This is a genomic window from Superficieibacter sp. 1612_C1, from assembly GCF_015234305.1.
Taxonomy (GTDB): domain Bacteria; phylum Pseudomonadota; class Gammaproteobacteria; order Enterobacterales; family Enterobacteriaceae; genus Superficieibacter.
Genome location: NZ_JADGMI010000006.1, coordinates 135817 through 156984, shown reverse-complemented (window position 1 = coordinate 156984; position 21168 = coordinate 135817). Strand labels below are relative to the sequence as shown.

Here is a 21168-nt window from a genome sequence, read left to right as displayed (position 1 = left end):
TGGCTTAACTTCTCACCATGCTTCTCTTTATGCTGCCCGATATCGCTGAACGCTTTTCGCACTTATGTCGGGCAGCATAGCTACCAGAACCCCTCTTTGGCAGGACAGATATTCTTGCACTATGCATTGTTAATATACCTGATGACGCTATTGCACCAGGTCCTGAGTAAACGCTTCAAGGGCAACGTTAATAAAGGCTCGCAGCTTAGGGGTCATTTTTTTATCCCTGAGATACAGTAGCCAGATCTGCCTTTCTCCAGTATGCCATTCCTGAAATAAACGTATCAGCTTTCCTGATTCGATATCCTCAGACAATAATATTTCAGGCTGCATAACAATTCCAAGTCCCGCTCTGGCCGCCATCCGAAGTGCCTGCCCATTATTAATCGTCAGTTTACTATGGAGGGGGACTTCAATACGTTCATGACCTTTGCTCAGCGTCCAGGGCGAGCGCGATGAAACGGTAAGTGAAATCAAATAATGTTCGGAAAGTTCATCGGGGTGATGCGGCGTGCCATATTTTTTCAGATAATCGGGTGATGCACAGATTGCCATCCGATACGGCATCAGGGGTCTGCCAATCATTGTACTGTCATTCAATTTTCCGATTCTGAAGGCGAGATCGATTCCTTCATCGACTAAATCAATCACCCGGTCCGTCAGAATAAGGTCAATCTCTACATCTGGCGCGATATCGCGATAGCGCTGCAATGCGGGTACAAGTTGTTCTGTACCGAAAGTAAGGGGCGCGGTAAGCCTCAGTTTTCCACTAAACGAATTTTGCAGACCTTCCGCCTGTATTTCAGACGCGGCAACCCGCTCCAGTATGTCATGGCACTGTTCCAGGTAGCTGTTGCCAAAGTCAGTTAGCTTTTGCTTGCGTGTTGTACGATTCAACAGGCGCATCCCCAGTCGCTCTTCCAGTGCAGCGATATACTGACCCACCATTGCCGGAGAAATATGTAACTTCCTGGACGCCGCGCTCATTGAGCCCGATCTGGCGACTTCAGCGAACACGGTCATTGCCCGAAAAAGATCCATTCAATACCTTTGCTTTAAAGTCATTCAATTTTAAAGGTGATTATCATTAAAAAAGTATTTTATTACCATTCCGGATGAACTGAAAAACAACCGGAGATCGCCGATGAATGCTTTACGTTTCGAAAATAAAACAGTTGTGGTTACCGGCGCGGGTAGCGGGATGGGGTGTTCGGCGTCATTAAGGCTGGCATCGGAAGGTGCAAAGGTTATTCTGCTTGGCAGGCAAGCAGGAGCGCTTGAAGAGGTCAGCGATAAAATAAAAAGAATGGGAGGCGTTTCTTATGTTTTACCCTGCGATATCAAAAAGGAAAATCAGGTAAAGGAAACCTTTATAAAAGTCTCTTCTATTTCCCGACATGTTGATGCTCTGTTTGCCAATGCGGGATCGCTGGGGGCATTCAAGCCGCTGGCTGAAGCTGATATCAGCGATTTCAGTGAGCCGCTGGAGACTAATCTTAAAGGGACATTCCTGACTATCCAGCACTGTCTCCCGCTTATAAATAAAGGCGCTATTCTGATCAACGCCTCATGGACTACCGGAAGCGTTATGCCAGGAACGGGCATCTATGCAGCCACTAAATCAGCCTTGCTTGCTCTAATGCGCACACTGGCCGTGGAATGTGGTCCTCGGGGGGTAAGAGTTAATGCGATTAGCCCTGGGGTTATTCTTACGCCTATGGCGGCTTCAGCACTCCCGGCAGAGACGGTTAACACGCTGGCATCACACGCATTATTGCGTCGTAATGGTGTACCTGACGATATAGCCGGAACCGTAGCATGGTTACTTTCGGAAGATGCAGGCTATGTGACAGGTCAGGAAATTGTCGTCGACGGAGGTTTTACCATCGGTGGAATGAGGTAATGACTGTGCAGGCCAACGCGAGAGTTTCAGCAAGACGCTTCAACGGGGCGTCTTAGCCCGGTGAATATTCCACCAAGTGACGCCGCCCGGAGTACTGGGCGGCGTCTGTCTAAGTAAAGCTCTGCCTCATTATCAGGATTTTTTGCCGGGCAATATCTCATTAATGAGCTGACTGGCGGTATCGGCCAACACCTTCCCGGCAGAGCGATCCCCTTTAGCCATCGACGCCATAAAGGCTTTCGCCTGCTTGAGGGTAATGTGCGGCGGCAGCGGGGCCACTTCCGGATCGGTTTTCACCTCCAGCACCACCGGACGATCGGCGGCTAATGCCTCCTGCCATGCGCTCTGCAACTGCTCCGGATCGTCAACAAAAATACCTTTCAGCCCCAGCGACTCGGCGAAACGGGCATAGCCAACGTCGGGGATATCCTGAGTTGCCTCAAAGCGCGGATTGCCCTCCATCACGCGCTGCTCCCAGGTGACCTGATTAAGATCCTGATTGTTGAATACGCACACAATCAAGCGCGGATCGCTCCAGCCCTGCCAGTATTTCTGGATGGTGATCAGTTCCGCCATGTTATTCATCTGCATCGCGCCGTCGCCGACCAGCGCGACGACCGTTTTGGCCGGGTAGGCGAATTTGGCGGCGATGGCGTAGGGCACCGCCGCGCCCATACAGGCAAGGCCGCCTGACAACGAGGCGCGCTGACCTTGTTTCACTTTGTAATCACGCGCGAACCAGTTGGCGCAGGAGCCGGAGTCGGACGTGACGATAGCGTCGTCCGGTAGCAGGGGGGACATTTCCCATACTACCCGTTGCGGATTAACCGGTTTGGCGGAGGCCATCGCCCGCTCCTCCAGCGTCTGCCACCACTCTTTTACCCCGCGGGCAATCTCTTCCTGCCAGCTCCTGTCGTCTTTATGCTGTAACAGCGGCAGTAGCTCACGCAGGGTTTCTGCTGAATCTCCGTGTAAATTGACCTCAGCCGGGTAGCGCAGCCCCAGCATCGCCGGATCGATATCCACCTGCACGGCGCGCGCCTGTCCCTCTTTCGGCAGAAATTCGGTCCACGGGAAACCGGTGCCGATCATCAGTAGCGTGTCACAATTCATCATCATGTCATAAGAGGGTTTGGTGCCCAGCAGACCAATCGAGCCGGTAATAAAAGGCGCATCGTCCGCCAGCACATCTTTGCCCAGCAGCGCTTTTGCCACGCCCGCGCCAAGGACATTGGCCAGTTGCACCACCTCCAGCGCCGCGCCACGTGCGCCAGCGCCCACGAGGATCGCCACTTTCTTCCCGGCGTTTAAGATATCCGCAGCTCGTTGCAGATCCTGTTGATAAGGCACCACTTTGGGTCGCTGATAGCCCGGACCTGAATGGGTAAAACCGTGGACATGTGGCAGGTCCTGCCAGGGTTCTTCCTGGATATCCTTCGGCAAGACCAGAACCGTCACGCCATTTTGTGCCACTGCGATACGCACGCCGCGATCCACCAGGTGCCGTACCTGGCTGGGGGAGGCGACCTCTTGCACAAAGTTCGCCACATCAGCGAATACGCGATCGAGATTCAGTTCCTGCTGATAACTTGCCCCACGCGCGGTGACTTCCGCCTGACCGGCGATAGCCAGCACCGGGACGTGATCCATTTTTGCGTCATACAATCCGGTCAGCAGATGCGTCGCACCCGGACCGCCGGTTGAAAGACACACGCCCAGTTCGCCGGTGAATTTGGCGTGACCTGCCGCCATAAACGCCGCCATTTCTTCATGACGCACCTGAATAAACTCAATGCCATCACCCGCCTTATTCGCGCGTTGCAGGGCACCAAGCACGCCATTAATGCCGTCGCCGGGATAGCCGTAAATGCGGGTGACGCCCCATGCTTTCAGACGCTCAATAAAGAAATCGCTGGTCATTTTCGCCATCATTTTGCCCTTAACCTAAAAGTGAAACGTAAGTTAAGGATAGTTGACATCAACAGCCTGTGTGGCGGACCAAAATGGGCGGGTGGTGACATTACTGCTGGAGAAATGTATGGCGGAACGCGGCGGCAGGAAGCGGTCTTCCCAGCAGATAGCCCTGCACTTCGGGGCAGTGGTGGCTTTTCAGGAACTGTAACTGCGCGGCGGTCTCCACGCCCTCGGCAATCACACCCATGCCAAAACTCCGTCCTAAATACAAAATAGCGCGCACAACCGCTTCGCTTCCCGGGTCGGTATGGACATCGCGAATAAACGAACGGTCGATTTTCAGGCGGGTCATCGGGAAGCGCTTGAGGAAGCTGAGCGAAGCATACCCTGTCCCATAATCGTCGAAGGCCAGACCCACCCCTGATTGCCTCAGCGCCTGCAAGAGTTTGAGGGTGGCGGTATCATGACGCAGCAGGATGTTTTCCGTGATTTCCAGCTCTATTGCCTCGGGGGGTAATGAGAGCTGTGCCAGGACATCCCTGACCACGTCGTTCAGCACACGGGAGCGAAACTGCGCTTCAAAAAGGTTAATCCCCATCCTGAAATGAGGAACGACAGCCCGCCATTCCGCAGCCTGCGCACAGGCTGTACGCAGGATCCATTCGCCTATCGCTGGCGCAGAAGGTTTGTTGTTAAGCGTCTCAATAAACGACGGCGGCGTCAGCAGCCCGCGCTGCGGATGATTCCATCGCAGCAGCGCTTCTGCGCCAACCAGCGCCCCGGTGGCGGTGTTGAACTGCGGTTGATAGAAAAGCTCAAACTCATGGTTTTCGAACGCCTGTTTAAGTTCGCTTTTAAAACGGCGTCTGTTAACGGCGACATCACGAAATGCGGGCTCGAACAGGGCATAACGCCCTTTACCCGCCGCTTTAGCACGATAGAGCGCCAGATCGGCGGCGCTCAGCAACTCTTCCGGTCTGGTGGCATGCTGAGGGGTGAGGGCAATACCCACGCTGACGCCTATTTCAATATGCTGCCCGGCAAACTCATAAGGCTCAGACAGGGTAGCGATCAGCTGTACCGCCGTAGAGCGTACCAACCGCAAATCGTTGTCGTTAAGCAGCACCACAAACTCATCCCCGCCCAGGCGGGCAATGATGACAGCCTCGTCAAAATGCCCCCTCAGCCGCAGGCCAACGTCCTTCAGGACCGCATCGCCAGCCAGATGCCCCTGCGTATCGTTGACCTCTTTAAAGCCATCAAGGTCAAGCAGGAGCATCGCGCCGGGACGGGCCTCCTGCATAAAATTGACGACGCACTGCCTCCAGGCAGCGCGATTCGGCAGGTCGGTCAGGGCATCAAGCGAGGCCATTTTGAATAGCCTGGCTTCATTTTCCTGACGCTCGGTAATATCCCGGACGATGGCCCCTACGTTGGTGAGCTGACCTTCGTGCCAGGTGGAGAGCGAAAACTCGGCCGGAAATTCAGTGCCGTCCTTTCGTAATGCCGACAGTTCAATCGTTTTATCCGCCAGCGCAAGCTCCTGACCGTGACGAAGACGTTCGATTTCATCTTCATAAATGCGCAGCCAGCTTTCCGGGACGATCACTCTGCTGCTGCGATTAAGCACTTCCTGAGCGGTATAACCGAACAAGCGTTCCGCTGAACGGTTCCAGAAGGTGATATTACCTTCCGCATTGGAGCAAATAATGGCGTCAGGCGAGGTTTCGGCAATTTTTTTAAAGCGCGACTGGCTGGCGCTGCGCAGCGATTCCAGGCGACGCATTTCCATCCGCTCCATCACCAGCGCCGTAATATCCGTCAGATTCTGGCGATCGCTCTGGCTGAACACCTCGTGGGGCTGGCTGTCGATCAGGCAGACGGTACCAATCTTTTCGCCCGTGGGGGTCACCAGCGGTTTGCCCGCATAAAAACGAATAAACGGCGATTCCAGCACCAGAGGATTAGTGGCAAAACGGGGGTCTTTAACCGCATCAAGAATGACGAGGATCTCGTCCTGCATAATGGTATGCGCGCAAAATGAGATTTCCCGGCTGGTTTCAGTGGCGCAGAAGCCGATCTGCGCTTTAAAAAATTGTCTGTCGCTTGCCACCAGCGAGACCAGGACAATCGGCACATTAAATAAACGTGCGGCCAGCCCTGCCAGACGGTCGAAGTTCTCTTCCGGCAACGTATCCAGTTGTTGATAAGTCGCCAGCGCTTCCAGGCGCGCTTCCTCATTATCGGGGACGGGATAGGACATATGCCTGCAAATCTCCTTGTTATCCATCGCGTTTTGGATCGACTGACTTGATTATACTCTATAACCGAAAAGTAACCGCTTGATAGGTAGGGCAGCCTGCGCGGCCTTGCATTGAGAACAGGGGGCGATGCCCCCTGTTTTTATTGTCGTGATACCGCAGGATCAATAATCGGTTTATTGACCATAAAGAAGTACACCAGCGACGCCATAAAAGCGATAACCGATGACGCGACCAGGGCGAGCGTGAAGGAACCCGTGTGATCGAGGATCATGCCGGTGACAATCGGTGCGAACGAGCCGCCGATAAAGCCGCCGAAGTTTTGAATGCCGCTCACGGACGTCACGAGTCGGGAAGGCACCGACACCAGGATCAGACCCCACGCCGAGGTGCCAGCAAAATGGATGGAAAACAGCGCCATACTGATACAGGCGACGGCGACAAAGGTGCTTTCGGTATAGGCCGCTGGTAGCGTAAACCCTGCGGCGCACAGCAATCCCAGGCAGATCATCCATTTGCGGCTTTTCATTTTGTCTGCGCCGCGCTTCATCACCCAGTCGGCCACTACGCCGTTCACCAGCATTCCCGCCGCACCGAACAGGAAGGGAATCGCCGCTACCCAGCCCGTTTTTTGCAGGCTAAGCCCTCGGGACATTTCGAGATAAGAGGGAAGCCAGGTGAGGAACAGCCAGACCATATAACCCACGCCGTTAAAGCCAATGATCATGCCCCACATCGATTTCTGTTTAAATAAACCCGCCCAGTCTTTTAAGGTGACTTTCGCTTTGCTGGAAGGCGGCGTCTCTGCTTCAAGATGCTGAATATCTTCCGCCGACAGCCCGGCGTCTTCGCGATTGCGATAGAAAATAAACCACAAAAGAGAAAGCACAATTCCGCTTACGCCGATGATGATAAACATCATCCGCCAGCCAAACGCCAGCATTAAGGCAATCAGCAACGGCGGTGCCAGCGCCTGCGCCAGCGTCGAGGACATATTGACAATACCCATCGGTACGCCGCGTTTGCGAATGTTATACCAGTCATTGACGACTTTGACGCCGGTAGGCAAGTGCGGCGCTTCACCAATCCCCAGCACCACCCGGGCGACAATCATCTGGCTAAAGGAACCGACAAATCCCAGTGCGGTCTGGGCTACGGACCACAGGAAAATGCCAAACCCGTAGACTTTTTTCACCCCGAATCGCTCCATCACCATCCCGATGGGAAGCTGGCAAAGCGCGTAGCCGAAGGAGAAAACCGACAATAATAGTCCCATTTCCGTTGCCGTTAATCCCATCTCCTCACGGATAGTGGTGTTAGCAATAGAAAGCGACGTTCTGTCGAGGAAATTAATAATACCCGCCACGAGCAAAAACAATAATGCCATAATTTGCAAACGCTTCAGGCGAGAGCTTGCTTGACTGGACATATATTATCCTTTTGATATGTGATATACGCCACTACTCCACCGAAATAGTGGCGTGGCAGGGGCCCGGTTTTATTCCCGGAGGTATAAATAAACTTACGCGTTAATTTCGAGAATTAATTCAATTTCAACAGGTGTATCAAAGGGTAAAGCATTGGTTCCAATGGCCGAGCGCGCGTGTCTTCCCGCATCGCCAAATATTTCAATAAGCAGATCGGAAGCACTATTGATGACAAAGGGTTGATCCTTAAAGTCATCCGCACTTTGCACAAATGCCAGCATTTTGATACAGCCGATGATCCGGTCCAGGTCGCCAAGATAGGCTTTCAGCGAAGAAAGAATATTAATAATACACTGGCGCGCCGCGCTTTTGCCTTGTTCAAGAGATAATTGCTCCCCCAGACGGCCATGATAAATCAGCTCACCGTTACGGCGGCAATCGTTGCCGGAGGTATATAATAAATTTCCAACCTGTTTCACCGATACATAAGAAAATTTGGGTGTAGCAGGCTCACTGAGTGTAATTCCCAGTTCTGCCAGACGGGCTTCAATTTTCATTACAATATTCCTGATAGTTTATTTCAATAAGGTTAATGCCAGTTGGGTGTAAATTTGTGCGGCGTGGTGTAACTCCGCAATACGGACAAATTCATCTTTGACGTGAGCCTGCGCCAAATCTCCAGGGCCCATAATGATGGTCGGAATATGACAGTCGACCGAGAAGAATGGAGCCTCACAGGTGGCGTCAAAAATAGTTTTACGGGCTGAACCGGTTATCGTCGTCACCGCCTTGCACGCCGCCTCGACAAGCGGATGGGCGTCATCAATAGCGGAAGCGGGAATAAAAAGATAATTCTCCAGCGAATAATCCAGTTCACTGTTGAGCCCGCTTTTTGACAACGCACGCAACATGCTGTCGTTTATTTCGCTGCGTTTCTCGTCCGGCAGCACCCGGCGGTCGATTTCAATGCTGCACGACTGCGGCACAATATTTGGTGCGCTGCCACCGTTAATGGTGGTGACCAGCATGGAGGCGTTGCCTAAAAGCGGATGCTGCATTTGCTTAACGCGTTGACACTCCTGAAGCAATTCGGGAAAAAGCTGTGCCATTTTGTCAATGGCGCTATCCGGATGACGGGTTTTAGCGGCATGGCCCGCCGTGCCGTGAGTCGTGAGTCGGGTACGGCTGACGCCCTTATGCGCGATGCACACCTCCAGCGACGTGGGTTCGCCAATAATGGCATAATCCGCTTCAACACCCTGGGCAATAAAATGTGCCATGCCGAGGTTAACGCGCTCTTCATCAACATTAAAAAGTAAGGTGATTTCACCGTTAAAAGCATACTGGCGGCGTTTGATCAGCAAGGCGGCATAGATCATCGCTGCCACGCCAGACTTCATGTCTGCTGCCCCGCGTCCAATAATGCGCTCGCCGTCAATGACCGCAGCGAAAGGTTCAACCGACCATCCTGCCCCGCAGGGCACCACATCGGTGTGACCATTTAAAATAAGTCGCTTACCCGGCTGCTGTCCCTTCAGACGCGCGATCACATTAGGTCGACCCGGAGCCACTTCCTGTACCTCGGTCTCAATACCTTCGCTGCGTAATAGTTCTGCGATATAGCGCGCTACCGAATTTTCATTTCCCGGCGGATTTTCCGACGGATGCTGTATCAGGCTGCAAAGAAGCGTGATCAGCTCCTGCTGTTCTTCAGCAGTTAACGGGATGTCAGTCATATTAATGATTCCAGCTAATTAAAAACTTTTTCCACGCGCATCGATGGTAATGATTTCGCTTAATACACCCTTACGGAAGGCATATATTTCATCCACCAAATTAGCGACCACACAACAATGATTGGGAATAATGTGGATCTGCTCGCCAATGGCCAGGTTATATTTTTGTGGATCGTAGCGCAAATAACCATGTTCCTCATTCAGCTTCACCAGTTCAATGTCCGGGTATTCCTGAATCAATCCGTACGATCCCGGCGTTGCTGAGAGATCCGAGGTCAGTGATTTGGTCCCCGCATCAATGGTGGCGTAGCCGGGAAGCGGAATGCTGACGACCGTAGCGCAAATAGTCAGCGCACAGTTTTCCTTTGTGTAAATCCCACCGTTAATGGCATTCATATCGCCAAAAATAAAGTTGCCAGCCCGCGATTCGGTAATGCCGCGAAGTTCGTCAGCATACCAGGAGGAGAGCGTTGAACCGCCGGATAAATGGCTAATTTCAAATCCGTTGGCATTAAGGCGATCCCGGCTATCGATTAATAACCGGGCTTCCTGACGCGCCGCCCGCCGGATATCCTGCTCGGTATGATACTGATAAATCGTGCCTGCATACGTAAATACACCATCAACGTTTAATCCTGGCAGGGCGGCAACCTGCCGGGCGAATGCCAGAAGATCCTCCGGTTGAATGCCTTCCCGGTGTGCGCCGAAGTCAATGGCGATATCGATATTAAAAATCAGGTCATTTTTTACCGCCTCCCTTGAGAGCCCTTCGGCACCGGCCAGACTATCGACGATAGTGCGAACCGTTATTTTACGTGCCAGCTCAGCATAGCGTCGACATTTGTCCTCACCAATAAGCGGGTAGGCCAGCAGGATGGCGTTAATGCCTCCGGCAGCCATCACTTCCGCCTCAGAAAGCTTGGCGCAGGTGATGCCGCTGGCTCCAAGCTGTTGCTCAAGCCTGGCCAGACGCACGGATTTATGCGTCTTGATATGCGGCCAGTGCTGAATTCCGTTGCGGGTGAGACCGGATGTCATGGTGGTGATATTTTTCTCCATGATATCCATATCAAGTGCAACATAAGGTGTAGTCTGCATTTATTCCTCCTGACAGTTAACTGTCTATAGACGGATCCTCCCCTCGTAATTCGCCCAGATAGGCATAGAGGGTGTATTTAGAAATATTGAGAAATTCGCAAATCCTTTCGCCAGATTTTTTGATAAGAAATACCCCCTTGTCGTCAAAAAATTTAATGGCATTCAGTTTATCCTGGCGAGTCATATTGCTTACGGGAACATCAATCAGGGTCATACATTCAGCAATAAGGTAATCAAGCAGTTCGCTGACGTCTTTAACGAAGACTTCGTTAACTTCCCTGGAGGATGTCGGTGCGTTATCCGGGCGACCCGCCATTTTGTTCAGCATTTTTTCAGCCTGCAAAATGTCGCTAATGTCCAGATTGATACACAGGGCACCGATCACCTGTTTATGGTTATTGCGCAGGTATACCGAAGTAGAGCGCAGCGTTTTACCCTCGCGTGTTTTGGTAAAGTAGTTGTGCCGATCGCCATTCACATCGCTGCCGCGCAGCACTTCCAGTCCTAAATTACTGCTCGGATCGCCCACTTTACGTCCGGTCACGTGACCATTGATGATGGCAATGATGCTGCTTTCCAGTCCCTGAGAGTGGTCGTGCAACACCACTTCACAGTTGTCGCCAAACTGCCCGGCAATGCCTTCCATCATAGGAAGGAGGAAATCTAGACTTTCTTGAATGCTTTCCATATCGACCTGAAATTTAGTTAGATAATCAAACTTTTTGTATTGTATAGCGGCAATGCATTCAACAGATCAATCAAAAAATGAACAAAAGGAGAGTGCGATCACACTATAAGTCAAACCTTTTGTTTGAAATGGAACGATAAGAAAACTTTTTGTTTGGTGGCGATTTGAGGGTTTTGATTATATTTTTCAAAAGGATAGGGAGATATTTTGCATGATGTTGGCAATTCCGCAGCCTGGAGGAACACGGGCTTCAGAGGCCGACTATTATTACGTCACAATGATTCCCGTTTAAGGTTTATTTTTATTCCGCTGCCATCATTAAGATAATAATGTGCTGGACCCACCGATCCTCTGCTTATTATCTATGCCTCTTAAAACCAGCAATTATAACAATAGGTTATTCCTATAATGACGGCATCAGGAGGACAAATATAACGGGTCAGGATAGTTCTTAAAATACTTTCAGCCGGTCCGGTTGCGTTATACTGATAATCACAGGAAAACATTTTACTATTGAAATGTTATTAGCGTAGGGAGTTGAGAACCGTATAAAACAGGAGAGATATATTAGTGTCAATTTCTGATGAAGATAAAAAAGGTTATATCGCCATAGGCGAGGCCGTCATAAGCCATATCTTCGCAAAGGAAGAGGTTTCGCGAGAATCTCTGATACTAAGGCTTGCTGAGCAGGCCGGGCAGGAAACAGATGAAGAGCATCTGGCTGAAATCGCCCAGGCGCGAAAGATCCTGGAGCGACTGGAAGAGGCTGAAATGCCCGACGGTACTAATGTCGTGAATCTGGCGTCTTCACGCCATGGCGGGAGTCATCCTTCGGCTGACGGTAAGCCGGAAGAAGAAGATGACGAGCAAGATGAAGCTAAAAATGGCTGATCTTGCGCAATGTCCGGGGCACTTTCGGGTGCCTTGAAAAGCTATGTTATGGCCTGACAAGAGAGGATATGAAAAATGCTGGCATCAGGATTTACTGATTAAAAAGACGACTAATTTTTTCGGCTTGCTGGTCTTTGATATCGGCCCTCTATACACTGTCCCCAGTGTGGTACTTAACCTATTTTTCTGCGGGGTCAGCGATGGCAAAAACACATGAAGACGTGATGCCTGAAGGTAACGGTATCCTGTCCAGTTTGGGGGCGGCGCATGAGGAATTGCTGGGACGCATCGTCATAGAGATGCTACGTGCCGGGATGCCCGTCAGCCGTAAGTCGCTTTTTTTGAAACTTGCCTTTTTGATGAATGAAACTGAAGCACCTTCTGAAACACTGTTGTATGAAGGTATTTTCCGTTTATTACTGAACGCAGACCGCACGCACTGATCGGGAGATTTACCGGCCTTTTCAGTGAACAGGCTGCTAATGAATTTTCCGGAGGCCCATTGCAAAATGTTGATATCGAAAAAACATTGCGGAAACATGCGCCTGTGCAAAAGGTCAATGCGACATCACTGCTGCCCGTTGCCGCTGACAATGCGCTAACGGCTTCCGTTTATACCGCTTCGCGCGACACTAACCACGTTTCCGTACGTGCTGGCCAGGCACCTGCGTTGACGCTTCTGTACTAACTCTACGGAGCACAGGCTCCGCACGTCTCTTCTAACTCATTATTTTTCCGTGATAACCACGGAGGGCTACCCTTTTGCGCTTTGTCCAAAGGGGAAGGGCTTTATTTAACCGTCAGGAGACAATTTGGACAAAAATGATCGTGTTCTACTTGATTCTGCCAGGGAGATCCTCGGCGTTGCTGCCGTATCCGTACTTAAACAAGGATTACGCGCATCGCCGGCAATGCTTTATGCCCTGATATTGTCATGGGAGGAGCGCGCTGAAACGCATGAAAAGCCTGCTTATCAGCTAGCGTTAAAGATTTTGTCAAAAAAACTGAATTGATTAGATAACAATTTTCGATATTATGAATAGTTCAATAATCTGTTTTATCGCTTGCCATCACTCAAGGTGACAATTTTTATCATCGGTATATAACGACAGATTTCCAGACGCCGATAGGCGAAAAGGAGATAACCATGAGCAAAAGTCAAAAAGAGATGCTTTCAGACTTGCTTATCGGTGAGGCAGTAATGAGTCTGCTTGAGGCTGATGAGGACGTTACCTTTGCGGCGCTTTTACAGGCATTAACTGATGCCCGTGACAGGCCGGAAAATAAGGGGCGACTGGAGGCATATAATATAGCTATCGCTGACGTGAAAGCCTATATTGCATCTCAACGCAGCGAGGGAAGTTCTGACGCCAGGTTTGCCGCAACCGCGATGTCTGACAGTTGGTTGCTCAATGGCCTGGCCTGTTGCTCAAATGACCGAAAGCATTAAATCCTGAATAATGCCTCCGCTCTCGCGGAGGCAATTTACCTTAGCGCATTATCCGGCTGGATGCATATAACCGCCTGGCAAGTCTGATATAACCCTTATCCACGCTTTCACTATTTCCAGCTATAGCCGATCCCTCTCTGAGCCTGTATTTTTGATATTCACGATGAGAAATGTCTGCTCCCGCTGCGATAACGCTCCAGCCTGAATACGCTATCCGCCCGCCTGATGCGCGCATTTGAACTATGATTGATGCGATATCGTCCATGCTCACCTGCGAATTAAATGAGGCTATTGAATGGCGTCCAGATCTTTTTCTGAGGGTTGGGGAGCTGAGTTTATCGCTCCGGATAGAGTTCGATTTCGCCTCTGGGCTACCGCACACGACACCATCTCGCTGCGGCTGGCGGGGCAGGATACGGCGATGACGCCGGTTGGCGACGGCTGGTTTACCTGTGAAGTGAGCGGCGTGGCTCCCGGCGCGGAGTATCAATTTGTTCTCAGTGACGGCACCGCGATCGCGGACCCGGCGTCCAGGGCGCAGAAGGCTGACGTTAACGGTCCTTCGCTGGTGGTTGATCCCAGTGGTTATGCATGGCAACACCCCGAGTGGGCCGGACGACCGTGGGAAGAAACGGTCGTCTATGAACTGCATATCGGTACCTTTACGCCAGAAGGGACCTTCCAGGCCGCGATAGCCAGACTCCCCGAGCTGGCCAGCCTTGGCATTACCATGATTGAAGTGATGCCGGTCTCGCAGTTTAGCGGCAATCGCGGCTGGGGATATGACGGCGTGCTGCTCTATGCCACGCATTCTGCTTACGGCACACCGGATGATTTTCGGGCGTTTGTTGACGCGGCACACGGGCAGGGTCTCTCGGTGGTGCTGGATATTGTGCTCAACCATTTCGGCCCGGAGGGCAATTACCTGCCGCGGCTGTCGCCTGATTTTTTCCATAAGGAGCGGATGACGCCGTGGGGCGCGGGCATTGCTTATGATATCGATGCCGTTCGCCGCTATATCACCGACGCGCCGCTCTACTGGTTAACCGCCTTCAACCTCGACGGCCTGCGCTTTGACGCTATCGACCAGATTAAAGACAGCGCGGATAAACACATCCTGATTGAAATTGCCGGGCGTATTCGTAATGAAATTACTCAGCGGCCCATTCATCTGACTACGGAAGACAGCCGCAACGTGATTTTCCTTCATCCGCGGGAAGCGGACGGTTCAGCACCGCTGTTCACCGGGGAATGGAACGACGACTTTCACAACGCCGTCCACGTCTTCGCCACCGGTGAAACGCATGCCTATTATCAGGATTTCGCTGACTATCCGGAAAAACAGGTGGCCCGCATCCTGGCCGAAGGATTTGCTTATCAGGGCGAAGTCTCTGCGCAAACCGGTGAAACACGTGGCGTGGACAGCCGCGGACAGCCGCCGGTGGCCTTTGTGGATTTTATCCAGAACCACGATCAGGTCGGTAACCGTGCGCAGGGGGAGAGACTGATCGCACTGGCTGGCGCTGAACGGACTAAAGTGCTGCTGGCGACGCTTTTATTGTCCCCGCACATTCCACTGATGTTCATGGGCGAAGAGTACGGCGAAACGAATCCTTTCCTGTTCTTTACCGATTTCCACGGCGATCTGGCCCGCGCGGTACGTGAAGGACGGGCGCAGGAGTTTGCGGGACATGCCGGACATGAAGAGGGTAGCGTCCCCGATCCCAACGACGAAGAAACGTTTCTGCGCTCAAAACTGGACTGGCAGAAAGCGGACACTGAGGAAGGGCAACGCTGGCTGGCGTTATGCAAAACGCTGCTGGCGCTGCGCCAGGAATATATCGTGCCGCTGCTGGCTTCCGCTGGCGGACATGCCGGTAAGATCATCGCGACGGCAGAGGGCTTCCTCGCCGTAAGCTGGCGCTTTCCGGCCGGGACGTTATCCCTCGCGCTGAATATCGGCGAAGATCCGCAGCCGCTTCCTGACCTGCCCGGTAAGACCCTGTTTGCGCTGCCTGACGCAGCCGAAACCCTCACCCGAAACGCAGTTATTGTTCGCCTTGCACAGGGAGACACGCAGTGAGCATTCCCACCTCGACGTATCGTATTCAGTTTCGTAACGGCATGACCTTCGACCGCGCCGCCGCGCTGGTACCTTATTTACAGCGCTTCGGTATCAGTCACCTGTATGCCTCGCCCATTTTTACCGCGACCGCCGATTCCACGCACGGCTATGATGTTACTAACGCTGGCGAGATTGAACCTTCCATCGGCGGCCGGGAAGGATTTGACCGCATGGTGAGCGCGCTGAAAAGCGCGGGCCTTGGCTTGATCCTTGATATTGTTCCCAACCATATGGCGGCCTCGCTGGAAAATCCGTGGTGGCGCGACGTGGTGGAGCACGGCGAAAACAGCCGCTATGCGCGGCATTTTGACATCGACTGGTCGCGCCGTCTGACCCTGCCTTTCCTCGGCGACACGTTTGAAGAGGCGGCGGCAAAGGGCGAGATAAGTATTAAGCGCGATCCGCAAACGCATAAACCAGCGCTTGCGTATTACGACAGCCTCTATCCGCTGACCCCGCAAAGCTGGCAGGGCAGGGAAGAGGCGATCCTGGCGCTCAGCGATCCCCGTGACATTGCCAGAGTGCATGATGAGCAGCACTACCAGCTCACCTGCTGGCGCGAGGCCGCAGACAGTCTCTCATACCGCCGCTTCTTTGAAATCACCGGTCTGGTCGGCGTGCGGGTTGAAGACAAAACGGTGTTTGACGATACCCACCGGCTGATCCTCGAACTGGTGCATTCCGGTGCCGTAGACGGGTTGCGGGTCGATCACGTTGACGGGCTGGCCGATCCGAAAGCCTATCTGGATCGTCTGCGTGAAGAAGCCGGGCCTGAGTGTTACATCACGGTGGAGAAGATCCTCGGTAAGGGGGAACATCTGCCGGAAGAGTGGCCGATTTCAGGTACGACCGGTTACGAGTTTATCGCGGCGCTTTCTGACGTGCTGGTGGACGATAGCAACATTGCTGCCCTGCGCCAGGCTTACGATCGTGTGGTCGGTGAGCCGGTTGATCTGAAAGCCGAGTTGCGCGACGCCAAGTTGCTGATGGTGGACAGAAATTTTGCCGGGGAGTTTACTACCCTGCTGAAGCTGGCGATGGTACTTGCCGGGGCGGAAAACGCGGCACTTGAGGAAGAGGCTATTCGCGGCGCGCTGCGTGAATTGCTGGTGGCCTTCCCGGTCTATCGGACCTATGGCACGCAGGACGGTTTAACACCCGCCGATGACGCGCTGCTGCAACGGGTGATTGCCCGTATCAGAATGGATGCCCACGCGCCGCACCCGGAGGCGCTGAATTTCCTGCGTCGCATCCTGAGCGGCGATCTGTCACAGCATGCCTCCGCTGACGCCGCGAAATTTCGGACCCGTTTTCAGCAGCTCACCGGCCCGCTGATGGCGAAATCGGTGGAAGATACGCTTTTCTTCCGGCAAAACATGGATCTGGCGCTTAATGAAGTTGGCGCAGAACCGCTGCCGCGCACCTTTTCGATTCATCGTTTTCATAGCGAGATGCAGACCCGACTCGAACGGCAGCCGGACGCCATCTCGTCAACGTCCACCCACGATACCAAACGTGGCGAAGATGCCCGCGCGCGCCTGTACGCTTTGACCGAAGCACCAGAACGGTGGGCTGAATGCGTGGAACGCTGGCGTGGACTTAATCAGCATAAAGTGGCGTTGCTGGACGACGGTCCTGCCCCACGGGCGACCGGTGCGTGGATGCTGTTTCAGGCGCTGGCTGGCGTCTGGCCGCCTACGCTCCAGCCGCAGGATGAGGTGGAGCTGAAGGCGCTGGAGGAACGGTTTGTGGTGTTCGTCGAAAAAGCACTGCGTGAGGCAAAGCTGCGAACCGACTGGGGCGACAGCAACGAGGCGTATGAAAAGGCGGTGCTGGATTATACTCGCCACCTGTTATCACCGGATAACCAGGCGTTCTTGCAGGACTTTACCGACGCGCTACAGCCATTCATCCGCGCGGGGCTGATCAATAGCCTCACGCAGGCGGTGGTGAAACTCGCCGCACCGGGCGTGCCGGATATTTATCAGGGAAGCGAAACGCTGAATTTTAGCCTTGTCGATCCGGATAACCGCCGTGAGCCTGATTTTGTGGAGCTTGAACGTTTACTGGCGGAGGATGAACCGTTTGCCGCGCCAACGGAGGAGAGCTGGCGCAGCGGGCAGTTAAAACAGCATGTCACGGCCCGGCTGCTGCATCTGCGCCAGGAGAAACCGGCGCTGTTCCGTGAAGGGGATTATCTGCCGCTGGAGGCCACCGGCATCCGGGAAGAGAACGTACTTGCGTTCGCCAGGGCGGATGACGACGATGCGCTGATTGTGATTACGCCCCGGCTGGCCTTCGATGAGCATCATGACAGCCTTGTCCACCATGCCCGCTGGGCCGACACCGCGATTACGCTGCCTGAGCGCCTTACCGGTCAGCGCTGGCGGAACCTGCTTAGCGGGGAAACGGTTGATCTGAACGATCGTATTAACCTCGCGGCATTCGAGGGTGGGGTGTGCATTCTGCTGGTCAGGGAGTGAGTGCCTGAAAACAGAGCCGATGCCTGCGTGGCATCGGCTGAGGTTGATGACAATCTGGTTTTACTTTGCGTGCCGTAATGCCGGGTGGCGGCTTCGCCTTACCCGGCCTACAGATCGCTGTTTAATATCATCACAAAAATGATCGAAGACGAAGAGCCTGCCGGGGCTCAGCGCATCCTGCCCGCCTCATTACGTCTACGGCGCAAAAGTACCGATTAAGGGGGAGTGGGTTGTGTTGCTGTAAAGGTGTATGATTAATACCTCTTTCAGAGGGCAACCGACATGTCCGGTAAACGTATCGACCGTGAAAAACTGACTATCCGCAAAATGATGGCGCTGTATCAGCGTCGTTGTCCCGATGCGCTGCCTGATGAGGCTCATTATCAGGCGCTGAACGCCTATGCCGATAAGCGGCTGGATAAGTGCGTGTTTGGCGAAGAGAAACCGGCCTGCAAGCAGTGCCCGGTACACTGTTACCAGCCAGCAAAGCGTGAAGAGATGAAGCAGATAATGCGCTGGTCCGGACCGCGAATGCTATGGCGGCATCCCATCCTGACGATACGTCATCTGATTGACGACCGTCGTCCGGTGCCGGAACTGCCGGAAAAGGTTAAGCCGAAAAAGTAGCCGCAACGTCGCGACAGCGAGGTGATAAAAAACGGCGCGATGTTAACGCGGGGGCGTGGAAATGCCGGGTGGCGGCTTCGCCTTACCCGGCCTACGAAAAAGCCATATATCAACAGGTTAAGCCTGATATCGTAGGCCTGATAAGCGCAGCGCCATCAGGCATTCGTTCCCCACGGCCAGGCACTGTCATCCTGATATCGTAGGCCTGATAAGCGCAGCGCCATCAGGCATTCGTTCCCCACGGCCAGGCACTGTCATCCTGATATCGTAGGCCTGATAAGCGCAGCGCCATCAGGCATTCGTTCCCCGCGGCCAGGCACTGTCATCCTGATATCGTAGGCCTGATAAGCGCAGCGCCATCAGGCATTCATTCCCCGCGGCCAGGCGACTGTCACCGCTCAATCGGCGTGTGGCAATTACGCCAGCGCGTCTTTATCAATACCTAAACGCTTCATCCGGGACAGCAGGGTGGTCCGCTTCAGGCCCAGCCGCTGTGCCGCGCCTTTCGGCCCGGCGACGACGCCGTTGGTCTCTTTCAGCACCCGGAGGATCAGTTGATACTCATCCTCGCCGTTCAGCGCCGTCTCTGCCACCGGTTCCGGCTGCGGTTGCGGACTCACGCTCACCTCAGGCAATGAGAGTTGCAGCACGCTTCCCCGCGTCAACAACACCGCACGTTCAATCACGTTTTCCAGCTCGCGCACGTTGCCCGGCCACTCCATCTGGGTCAGCAGACGCAGCGTCTCCGCCGGGATGCTGTCGATGTTGCGTCCCATCCGGCGGGCGGTTTTAAAGGTCAGCGCCTTCACCAGCAGCGGAATATCCTCCGGGCGCTCGCGCAGCGGCGGCAGGTTAATGGGGAAAACGTTCAGGCGATAGTAGAGATCGTTACGAAACTCACGGTCGGCCACCATCTGCTGAAGATCGCGGTTGGTGGCGGCGATCAGCCGCACGTCGGTGCGGATAAGCTTATTGCTGCCGAGGCGCTCAAACTCCTGCTCCTGCAACACGCGCAGCAGCTTTGGCTGGAGTTCCAGCGGCATATCGCCCACTTCGTCAAGAAACAGCGAGCTTTTATCCGCCAGCTCGAAACGCCCGATGCGCTGGGCGCTGGCACCGGTAAACGCGCCGCGCTCGTGGCCAAACAGATCGCTTTCCAGCAGCCCGGCGGGCATCGCCGCGCAGTTCATCTTCACCATCCGCCGCGCGTTGCGCCCGCTGAGATTATGGATAGCGCGCGCGATGAGTTCTTTGCCGGTCCCGGTTTCGCCGAGGATCAACACGGTGCTGTCGCTCTGCGCCACCATTTCCACCTGGCGAAGCACGTTGTGCATGGCTTCGCTGCGGCCAATGATTTCGCCAAAGTCGCTGTCGACGTTGTTCAGCTGTTCGGTCAGCGCGAGGTTTTCATCGACCAGACGCTCCTTGAGGCGGTGGATCTCCTGGTAGGCCAGCGCGTTATCGACCGCAATCGCCACACGCTCGGCAATCTGCCGTAGCAGCTTCAGGTTGGCAGTGGTAAAGGCTTTTTCGTCACACTGCGCCAGTTTCAGCACGCCCAGCATGGTGTCGCCCGACATCAGCGGTAGCAGACATAACGTCTGAAGCTGGTTATCCCACATCTCAAACAGCATCCGCTCATAGGGCGCAAGCTGATCGCGCTCGTGCAGGTTCAGCAAGAGCATCTCTTTGCTTTTGAAGACGCGCTCGGAGAGGGTGCCCGCTTCGTCCACTTCACTCTGGTCGTGAACGGGATTATTGGTGTCCAGGTAGTGCGTCGAGTGGATATTCAGCTTGCCCTTGCGGTTGCTGCGCAGCACGATGCTGATGGCGTCAATGCGAAAGTAATAGTGGATCTCTTTCGCCACTTCGCTGACCAGCTCGTCCATATCCAGCCGGGAAAGCACCGCGTTGGTAATCGCCACCAGGATACGATAGTTATCACGCTCCCGGCAAAGCAGGTCGTAGTCAACGTTATTGCTGACCCGGTTTTGGATCTGCTCCGCGACCACGCCGACAATCTGCGCCAGCGCGTGTAAACGCGAATACTCTTTTTCCGTCCACGGACGGTCGTCGTTGCGGATAAACTCACAGCCGCCGAAGATCCGGCCTTCCACCGCCAGCGGCAGCAGGCAATAGTGACCAAACGGCTGATAAAGCGTACTGGCAAGCTGCGGCCAGGCGTCGCTAAATTCCTGATAGCCGCAGTGCAGCGCTTCCGGGCGCGACAGTAACCGCCGCACCGGACCGTGGGCCAGCAGGGTTTCGTCTTCATATTCCTGGGCTTCGCCCGACGTCCGTGTCGTATAGTACCTGGCGCGATGATTACCGTCGCGCCAGAGCACGAGAGCGGCGCAGTCGGCCAGCGCTGACTGCCGGGCAAGCTGCGCAAGCGTTTCGCTCAGCGCGGCGAGATCCGGCTGCTGTAAAAGAGTCCGGGTGATATCAAACAGCCCCTGCTGTCCGAGATCGCCCATCGGAGTATACGACATTGCTCTTACCCACAAAGCGCCGGTGAAACGGCGCGAAAGAAATTATAAAAATAGTGTAATGATATTCTGAACC

General features: G+C 53.8%; 18 protein-coding genes. 9 read left to right on the top strand and 9 right to left on the bottom strand.

What is annotated here, in order from left to right; translation table 11 throughout:
- Positions 1 to 147: 147 nt before the first annotated feature.
- Positions 148 to 1041 (bottom strand): LysR family transcriptional regulator, encoded by an 894-nt coding sequence (locus INT84_RS19895; RefSeq protein ID WP_194208195.1) that lies wholly within the window; start codon positions 1039 to 1041, stop codon positions 148 to 150.
- A 103-nt stretch (positions 1042 to 1144) separates the two neighbouring features.
- Here INT84_RS19895 and INT84_RS19890 point away from each other — a divergent pair, with 103 nt between their 5' ends.
- Positions 1145 to 1903, top strand: coding sequence for an SDR family NAD(P)-dependent oxidoreductase (locus INT84_RS19890; RefSeq protein WP_194208194.1), 759 nt, complete (start codon positions 1145 to 1147; stop codon positions 1901 to 1903).
- A gap of 132 nt (positions 1904 to 2035) precedes the next feature.
- Here the strand turns inward: INT84_RS19890 and INT84_RS19885 are convergent, their stop codons facing one another.
- The 7 genes from INT84_RS19885 to INT84_RS19855 form a co-directional block, all read right to left on the bottom strand.
- The gene (locus tag INT84_RS19885) at positions 2036 to 3832 is read right to left on the bottom strand and encodes a thiamine pyrophosphate-requiring protein (protein WP_194208369.1); all 1797 of its coding nucleotides are present in this window, start codon (positions 3830 to 3832) and stop codon (positions 2036 to 2038) included.
- 91 nt (positions 3833 to 3923) lie between these two features.
- The gene (locus INT84_RS19880) at positions 3924 to 6080 is read right to left on the bottom strand and encodes a bifunctional diguanylate cyclase/phosphodiesterase (RefSeq protein ID WP_194208193.1); all 2157 of its coding nucleotides are present in this window, start codon (positions 6078 to 6080) and stop codon (positions 3924 to 3926) included.
- A gap of 140 nt (positions 6081 to 6220) precedes the next feature.
- A complete protein-coding gene (locus tag INT84_RS19875) occupies positions 6221 to 7507 on the bottom strand; it encodes an MFS transporter (RefSeq protein ID WP_194208192.1) in 1287 nt (428 codons plus the stop codon).
- A 93-nt stretch (positions 7508 to 7600) separates the two neighbouring features.
- Positions 7601 to 8062, bottom strand: a complete 462-nt coding sequence (locus tag INT84_RS19870; protein WP_194208191.1) for a RidA family protein — start codon at positions 8060 to 8062, stop codon at positions 7601 to 7603.
- Positions 8063 to 8080: 18 nt separating this feature from the next.
- Positions 8081 to 9241 carry a M20 family metallopeptidase gene (locus INT84_RS19865; protein ID WP_194208190.1) on the bottom strand — a complete coding sequence of 387 codons (1161 nt, stop codon included), beginning with the start codon at positions 9239 to 9241 and terminating at the stop codon, positions 8081 to 8083.
- Between the two features lie 18 nt (positions 9242 to 9259).
- On the bottom strand, positions 9260 to 10339 hold the full coding sequence (locus tag INT84_RS19860) for an alanine racemase (protein ID WP_194208189.1): 1080 nt from the start codon (positions 10337 to 10339) through the stop codon (positions 9260 to 9262).
- A 16-nt stretch (positions 10340 to 10355) separates the two neighbouring features.
- Positions 10356 to 11027, bottom strand: coding sequence for a transcriptional regulator (locus INT84_RS19855; protein WP_194208188.1), 672 nt, complete (start codon positions 11025 to 11027; stop codon positions 10356 to 10358).
- A gap of 570 nt (positions 11028 to 11597) precedes the next feature.
- Between INT84_RS19855 and INT84_RS19850 the strand changes: the two genes are divergently transcribed.
- The 8 genes from INT84_RS19850 to INT84_RS19815 all read left to right on the top strand — a co-directional run bounded on the left by INT84_RS19850 (position 11598) and on the right by INT84_RS19815 (position 18603).
- Positions 11598 to 11918, top strand: a complete 321-nt coding sequence (locus INT84_RS19850) for a hypothetical protein (protein ID WP_194208187.1) — start codon at positions 11598 to 11600, stop codon at positions 11916 to 11918.
- 200 nt (positions 11919 to 12118) lie between these two features.
- Positions 12119 to 12361: a hypothetical protein gene (locus tag INT84_RS19845; protein WP_194208186.1), complete on the top strand. Its 243-nt coding sequence runs from the start codon at positions 12119 to 12121 to the stop codon at positions 12359 to 12361.
- A 104-nt stretch (positions 12362 to 12465) separates the two neighbouring features.
- Entirely contained in the window at positions 12466 to 12606 is a 141-nt protein-coding gene (locus INT84_RS19840) for a hypothetical protein (protein ID WP_194208185.1), read from the top strand.
- Between the two features lie 124 nt (positions 12607 to 12730).
- Positions 12731 to 12931: a hypothetical protein gene (locus INT84_RS19835; RefSeq protein WP_176919318.1), complete on the top strand. Its 201-nt coding sequence runs from the start codon at positions 12731 to 12733 to the stop codon at positions 12929 to 12931.
- A gap of 134 nt (positions 12932 to 13065) precedes the next feature.
- Entirely contained in the window at positions 13066 to 13368 is a 303-nt protein-coding gene (locus INT84_RS19830) for a hypothetical protein (protein WP_194208184.1), read from the top strand.
- 295 nt (positions 13369 to 13663) lie between these two features.
- Positions 13664 to 15451, top strand: coding sequence for a malto-oligosyltrehalose trehalohydrolase (gene treZ / locus INT84_RS19825; RefSeq protein ID WP_194208183.1), 1788 nt, complete (start codon positions 13664 to 13666; stop codon positions 15449 to 15451).
- Positions 15448 to 17976, top strand: a complete 2529-nt coding sequence (treY, locus tag INT84_RS19820; protein WP_194208182.1) for a malto-oligosyltrehalose synthase — start codon at positions 15448 to 15450, stop codon at positions 17974 to 17976. The genes treZ and treY overlap by 4 nt, the downstream gene beginning before the upstream one ends.
- A gap of 282 nt (positions 17977 to 18258) precedes the next feature.
- Positions 18259 to 18603 (top strand): nitrous oxide-stimulated promoter family protein, encoded by a 345-nt coding sequence (locus INT84_RS19815; RefSeq protein ID WP_194208181.1) that lies wholly within the window; start codon positions 18259 to 18261, stop codon positions 18601 to 18603.
- 416 nt (positions 18604 to 19019) lie between these two features.
- On the opposite strand, the gene flhA is transcribed toward INT84_RS19815, so the two are convergent.
- Positions 19020 to 21095, bottom strand: coding sequence for a formate hydrogenlyase transcriptional activator FlhA (gene flhA / locus INT84_RS19810; protein WP_194208180.1), 2076 nt, complete (start codon positions 21093 to 21095; stop codon positions 19020 to 19022).
- Between the last annotated feature and the right edge of the window lie 73 nt (positions 21096 to 21168).